5 protein-coding genes and 1 pseudogene are annotated in these 5,723 nt (G+C 67.6%); 3 read left to right on the top strand and 3 right to left on the bottom strand.

Annotation, left to right across the window (positions count from 1 at the left end; all coding sequences use genetic code 11):
• Positions 1-189: pseudogene (locus tag ACFWF3_RS21795) on the bottom strand (hypothetical protein); the annotation flags it as partial.
• A 135-nt stretch (positions 190-324) separates the two neighbouring features.
• On the opposite strand from ACFWF3_RS21795, the gene ACFWF3_RS21790 reads away from it, so the two are divergent.
• The 3 genes from ACFWF3_RS21790 to ACFWF3_RS21780 all read left to right on the top strand — a co-directional run bounded on the left by ACFWF3_RS21790 (position 325) and on the right by ACFWF3_RS21780 (position 3,638).
• Positions 325-696: a VOC family protein gene (locus ACFWF3_RS21790; protein ID WP_379315054.1), complete on the top strand. Its 372-nt coding sequence runs from the start codon at positions 325-327 to the stop codon at positions 694-696.
• Positions 697-759: 63 nt separating this feature from the next.
• On the top strand, positions 760-2,043 hold the full coding sequence (locus tag ACFWF3_RS21785) for a class I SAM-dependent methyltransferase (RefSeq protein WP_379315053.1): 1,284 nt from the start codon (positions 760-762) through the stop codon (positions 2,041-2,043).
• Positions 2,044-2,150: 107 nt separating this feature from the next.
• Positions 2,151-3,638: an SDR family oxidoreductase gene (locus tag ACFWF3_RS21780; RefSeq protein ID WP_379315052.1), complete on the top strand. Its 1,488-nt coding sequence runs from the start codon at positions 2,151-2,153 to the stop codon at positions 3,636-3,638.
• 3 nt (positions 3,639-3,641) lie between these two features.
• Here ACFWF3_RS21780 and ACFWF3_RS21775 read toward each other — a convergent pair whose 3' ends face one another.
• A complete protein-coding gene (locus ACFWF3_RS21775) occupies positions 3,642-4,604 on the bottom strand; it encodes a phytoene/squalene synthase family protein (RefSeq protein WP_379315051.1) in 963 nt (320 codons plus the stop codon).
• On the bottom strand, positions 4,601-5,723 hold a 1,123-nt coding region (crtI, locus tag ACFWF3_RS21770; RefSeq protein ID WP_379315050.1), incomplete at its 5' end, for a phytoene desaturase family protein. The genes ACFWF3_RS21775 and crtI, both read right to left, overlap by 4 nt.

The raw sequence follows: 5,723 nt of genomic DNA, 5'->3' as shown, positions 1-5,723 counted from the left end.
GGTTTCCCTGCCTGTCCGAAGCGCGGCGGCGACGGCTTCCACGACTTGGATGTGCTGCACACGCCGCCGGTCATCGTCCGACTCCGGGATGGAGCCGGTGAATGCCTGGTTGCTCCAGCGGCGTGACCAGAAACGGACCAGCCGAAACAGTGCCGGACCTCCTTCGACCGCATGGCGGGGTTCGGTCACCGCAGGACCGGCTGCGGATGGGGAGTTTCTACCGTCGCGTGTGCCCACCCTCGACATTGTATGCGATGTGCACGTATATTTGTATGCGTATCGCATACAAATGATCTTTCCGGGTCCACTACTCAGGAGGTGGCGATGTCCATCGTTCTCCATCACACGATCATTCCGGCGACCGACAAGTGCTCCGCAGCAACATTTTTCGCCGAGATGATGGGGCTGACGGTCTCAGCACCCAGCGGGCCCTTCGTGCCGGTGCGGGTCAACGACGATCTGACGTTCGACTTCGACGACCGTGGGCACGTCGAGCCCGGCCACTACGCCTTCCTGGTCGACGACGACACCTTGGACGCCGTGCTGGGGCGGCTGGCTACGTGGCCTGCGGTCGACTACGGCTCAGGGCCCGAACACGGATGGGACCGGCAGGTCAATCACCTGGCAGGTGGACGCGGGGTCTATGTTCGCGGCCCCGACGGCCACAGCTACGAGCTGTTCACCCGAGTTCCCTGATCTGGGACGGATGGCGCCGCGTCGTTGCCACAGCGGCGGCGCGAGGCGGGCCATAGTGGTCGGATGGGTAACCAGTCCACGATCGCTACCGCGTTCCAACCCCTGCTGCGAGCCACGCTGGGCCCCCGCCCCGCGGTGGGGTTCGAGTTCTGGGACGGCAGCACGATCCATCCCGACGGGGAGAGTCCCGGCACGATGCGCGTGCGCTCCGAGGACGCGCTACGTCACCTGGTCTGGGCGCCGGGTGAGCTCGGCTTGGCGCGTGCTTTCGTCTCGGGCGCGGTGGATCTCGACGGCGATATCTTCACGATGCTGCGAGCACTCCAGTCGACCGCGCCGAACGATGCCCGCCTCGGTCTCGGGGCGACATGGCAGGCCATCGGCGCGGCGCGCCAGCTCGGAGCGCTCGGTCGCCGCCTGGAACCGCCGCCGGAGGAAGCCCGCCCGCAGCGTGGACCCCTGCACACCAAGCGGCGCGATGCGGCGGCGATCAGTCATCACTACGACGTCAGCAACGACTTCTACCGGCTGGTGCTCGGACCGAGCATGACCTACTCCTGCGCGCGGTTCGTGCCGGACGACGACGGCTCGCTCGAGGCCGCCCAACGAGCCAAACACGACCTGATCTGCCGCAAATTGGGTCTGGCCGAGCAGTCGGGTATGCGCCTGCTCGACGTGGGCTGCGGCTGGGGATCCATGGCGATCCACGCGGCGTCGACCTACGGCGCGCAGGTCGTCGGCGTCACCATCAGCAGTGCTCAGGTCGAGCTCGCCCGCAAACGCGTCGCCGAGGCGGGGTTGTCGGACAGTGTCGAGATCAGGCTTGCCGACTATCGGGACCTGCGCGGCGAGCAGTTCGACGCCATCTCCTCGATCGGCATGTTCGAACACGTCGGCTCGGGACGCGCCGCCGAATACTTCGACACGCTGCGCGCACTGCTGCACCCGCGCGGACGGCTGCTCAACCACGCCATCTCCTCGCCGGGCGGATCCGTCATGCGCAATCGTTCCTTCATCGGGCGCTACGTCTTCCCGGACGGCGAACTCGTCGATGTGGGCGAGGTCGTGCTCGCCATGCAACGCGCCGGATTCGAGGTCCGTGACGTCGAAGCCCTGCGCGAGCACTACGAACGTACCCTCCGCCAATGGGTCGCGAATCTGGAAAACGAGTGGGCACAGGCGGTTTCGCTCGTCGGCGATGGGCGAGCCCGAATCTGGCGGCTGTACATGGCTGCCTCCGCGCTGGGCTTCGAGGACGGCGGACTCGGGATTCACCAGGTCCTCGGCGTGGTGCCCGAAGCGACAGGCAACGCCGAGATGCCCGCGACACGACGCGACTGGGGATAGTCCGCGCGGGTCAGCGCACGGCAACAGCTCGCACAACGATCACCATCCCGATATGATGAATCATTTATGCATCGAACAATGCCGATGACGAGCACAGGGAACGGGTGATGAGCATGCGGTGTGTGGTGTTCGGCGCGACCGGCTACATCGGTGGACGTCTGGTGCCAGAGCTGATCCAGGCCGGCCATCAGGTCCGGGTGGTGGCCCGGACCCCAGAGAAGTTGGCAGAGGTTCCCTGGCGGGATCAGGTCGAGATCGTCCGTGGCGATGTCACCGACGATGACGAGGTGCGCGCCGCCGTCGCCGACCAGGAGGTCGTCTACTACCTGGTGCACTCGTTGGCCCGGGACGACTTCTCCGACATCGATCGCGAGGCGGCGCGGCTCGTCGCGGCCGCGTCGAGCTCGGCCGGTGTCCGCCGCATCGTCTATCTCGGCGGCATCATCCCCGAGCACGCGACGCTGTCACGCCATCTCGCCTCCCGCGCCGAGGTCGGCGAAATTCTGCGCGAATCCGGCGTTCCCACAGCGGAACTGCGCGCCGCGGTGATCATCGGATCCGGTTCGGCCAGTTTCGAGATGCTGCGATACCTGTCCGAACGCCTGCCCGCGATGATCACCCCGCGATGGGTGCACAACCGGATCCAGCCCATCGCCGTTCGGGACGTCCTCTACTACCTGGTGCAGGCCGCGGAGTTGCCCGCCGACGTCAATCGCTCGTTCGATATCGGCGGGCCCGACGTCATGACCTACTTGACCATGATGCGCGAATACGCTGTGGTAGCCGGGCTCACTCGTCGTGTGGTGCTGCCGGTTCCGGTGCTCACGCCGTGGCTGTCGGCGCAGTGGGTCAACCTCGTGACCCCTGTGCCACGAGCGCTGGCCGTGCCGCTCATCGAGTCGCTCGTGCACGAAGTCGTGTGCGGCGAGCACGATATCGCCACCCACATCCCGGATCCCGCCGAAGGTCTCACCCGCTACGCGCGAGCCGTGGAACTGGCGCTGACCCGTATTCGCCATGCCGACGTACCCACCCGCTGGTCCGATGCCAGCACATTCGGCGCACCCTCGGATCCGCTGCCCACCGACCCCGCGTGGTCGGGCGGCTCACTCTACGAGGACCTTCGTGAGCAGCACACCGACGCCGACCCCGAAACCGTGTGGGCGGTGATCGAAGCCATCGGCGGCGAGAACGGCTGGTACTCCTTCCCTCTCGCCTGGTCACTGCGCGGCTGGATCGACCGTGTCACCGGCGGTGTCGGGTTACGCCGCGGCCGCAAGAACCCCCGCCACCTGCACTCGGGCGAAGCCTTGGACTGGTGGCGTGTCGAATACATCGACCGGCCCCATCTCCTGCGGCTGCGCGCCGAGATGCAGCTCCCGGGACTGGCGTGGCTCGAACTGGGTGTGGAATCGGACCCGACCGGCGGCTCCCGCTATCGGCAGCGGGCCATCTTCCAGCCGCACGGTCTCGCCGGCCACCTCTACTGGAAAGCGATCACGCCGTTTCACAACGCCGTGTTCGGCGGCATGGTCCGCAACATCACCGGCACCGCCGAACACAACCCCGCCGACGGCGCGGTGCCGTCCAGCTGACGATCAGCCTGCCGCGTTCGTCAGTGCGCGAGCGCGGCTGCCTCGCCGCGCCCACAGCGCACGAGCCAACGCCGAACCGGCAACGCGGGTGCGGCGCGCGTTGCCCACGGTGGCGCGCGCAGTGAACACCGCGAACTCGCTCTCCTCGATGCGGTCGAGAATTTCCGAGTACAGCACCGCCGCGGTGGCTACACAGGGTCGCGACACCGGGTGTAGTTGCGCTATTCCACTGTCGGCGTATCGATACCAGTCGCGCGTGATCGCGTGTTGCTCGGCCAGCGCTGACCGGACCTTCGCGTCGGTGCGTCGGCGAGAACGACACCACTGCAACCTGGTGCGGTCCACATCATGGGCAGCCAGCTCGTCGGCCGGTAGGTACACCCGGCCGCGGTCGAGGTCCTCGGCGATGTCGCGCAGGAAGTTGGTGAGCTGAAACGCTTTTCCCAGCGCAGCCGCGTAGGGGGCAGCATCGGCTCGTTCGCCGACGGTGCCGAGCACCGGCAGTACCTGCAAACCGATCACATCGGCCGAACCGCGCACATAGCGGTCGAGCGCAGCCCGGTCGGGGTAGTCGGTGACGGTCAGATCCATGCGCATCGAGTCGAGGAATTCGTCGAACAGGACGTGGTCGATCTCGTATCTGGCGACGGTATCGGCCAGCGCGGCGAAAATCGGGTCGTCGACCGGGGCACCGGAAAGGCTGTCGTGCAGGTCCCTCGTCACCGCGTCCAGTCGTTGCGCCGGAGTGCCCGCTGCATCGTCGGTCAGCGGTTCGTCGACGATGTCGTCGGCCCACCGGGCGAAGCCGTAGAGAGCGTGGATCGCCGGTCGCTGGGCGGGCGCAAGCAGCCGGGTGGCGAGGAAGAAGGTGCGGCCATGGCGCGCGTTGAGTTCCCGGCAGCGCTGGTACGCCTCGCGCAATCGAGCATCGCGGATACCGGCCGCGTCGAGTTCCGTGCGAATCATCGTCGATCGCCTCCGATCGAGGTCGAGGTCGAAGCCCGCGACGCGGACACCGTGCCGGTGACGCGGTCGGCGGCGAGGCGGCCCGACAGCAGCGCCGTCGGTACGCCCACGCCGGGTACGGTGCCGCAGCCGGCCAGCACCGCATTGCTCACACCGCGCGGCAGGTTCGCGGGGCGGAAGGGGCCGGTTTGGGCGAAGGTGTGCGCGAGCGAGAACGGGGTTCCGGCCAGCAGGCCCTGCCGCTGCCAGTCGGCGGGCGTGTCCAGATGCACGACCCGGGCGTCGCTGACGAAGCCCGGGACCAACCGGTTCTCGACTATCGCGGCCAGCTCCTCGCCGTAGGCGGTGGCACGGCGATCCCAGTCGAGGTCACCGCTGCGGTAGAGGTTGGGCACCGGGGCGAGAACAGTGAACAGGTCGCGGCCGGGTGGGGCCAGGGTGGCGTCGGTCGCGGTCGGGCGGGTCACCAGCAACGACGGGTCGGTCATCACTTTTCCGGCACCGATCAGTTCGTCGAAGGTCTGCTCCCACGCGGCGCCGAAGACGAGGTTGTGATGGGCGGTCGGCACCGATTCGGGGACACCGACGTGCATGACGACCGCGGACGGCGCCGGGCGCCAACTGCTCGGCCGACGCGGGACGCGGTCGAGCAGCTCGTAGGCGGTGGGAAGTTCGGTCGCCAGAACGACAGCGTCGCAAGGGATTCGGCGGCCACGCTCGGTGAGTACCGCGGTGATCCGGGATCCACGCCGCTCCAGGTCGTTGACTGTCTCGCCGTAACAGAACGTCACACCGGCATCGACAGCGGCGGCGGCCAGGGCGTCGGGTAGTGCGCGCATGCCGCCGCGCGGAAAGGAGACCCCACCTACGGTGTCCATGTAGGAAATCACCGCGTACAGCGCCAGCGCGCGTTGTGGCGAAACGCCCGCGTAGAGCGATTGGAAGGTGAAGACGCGGCGCAGCCGCTCATCGGTCAGGAACGATCCGATGGCCTTGTCGAGGCGCCGGAATCCGCCCAACGCGATCAACCGCGCGAACGCCGGCGTCAGCAGCCCGAGCGGAGAGTCGACATTCGCGGCGATGAACCGTTCGAATTCGACCTGGTACAGCTCGCTCAAC

Source organism: Nocardia sp. NPDC060220, assembly GCF_042727815.1.
Classification (GTDB): domain Bacteria; phylum Actinomycetota; class Actinomycetes; order Mycobacteriales; family Mycobacteriaceae; genus Nocardia.
Note: the sequence above shows the minus strand (reverse complement) of the source record. Positions and strands in the feature narration are given on the sequence as shown.

What these genes read in the sequence shown, in the direction of transcription:
- ACFWF3_RS21790 (WP_379315054.1), top strand. Translation starts at nt 325, where the DNA reads ATGTCCATCGTTCTCCATCACACGATCATTCCGGCGACCGACAAGTGC.
- ACFWF3_RS21785 (WP_379315053.1), top strand. Translation starts at nt 760, where the DNA reads ATGGGTAACCAGTCCACGATCGCTACCGCGTTCCAACCCCTGCTGCGA.
- ACFWF3_RS21780 (WP_379315052.1), top strand. Translation starts at nt 2,151, where the DNA reads ATGAGCATGCGGTGTGTGGTGTTCGGCGCGACCGGCTACATCGGTGGA.
- ACFWF3_RS21775 (WP_379315051.1), bottom strand. Translation starts at nt 4,604, where the DNA reads ATGATTCGCACGGAACTCGACGCGGCCGGTATCCGCGATGCTCGATTG.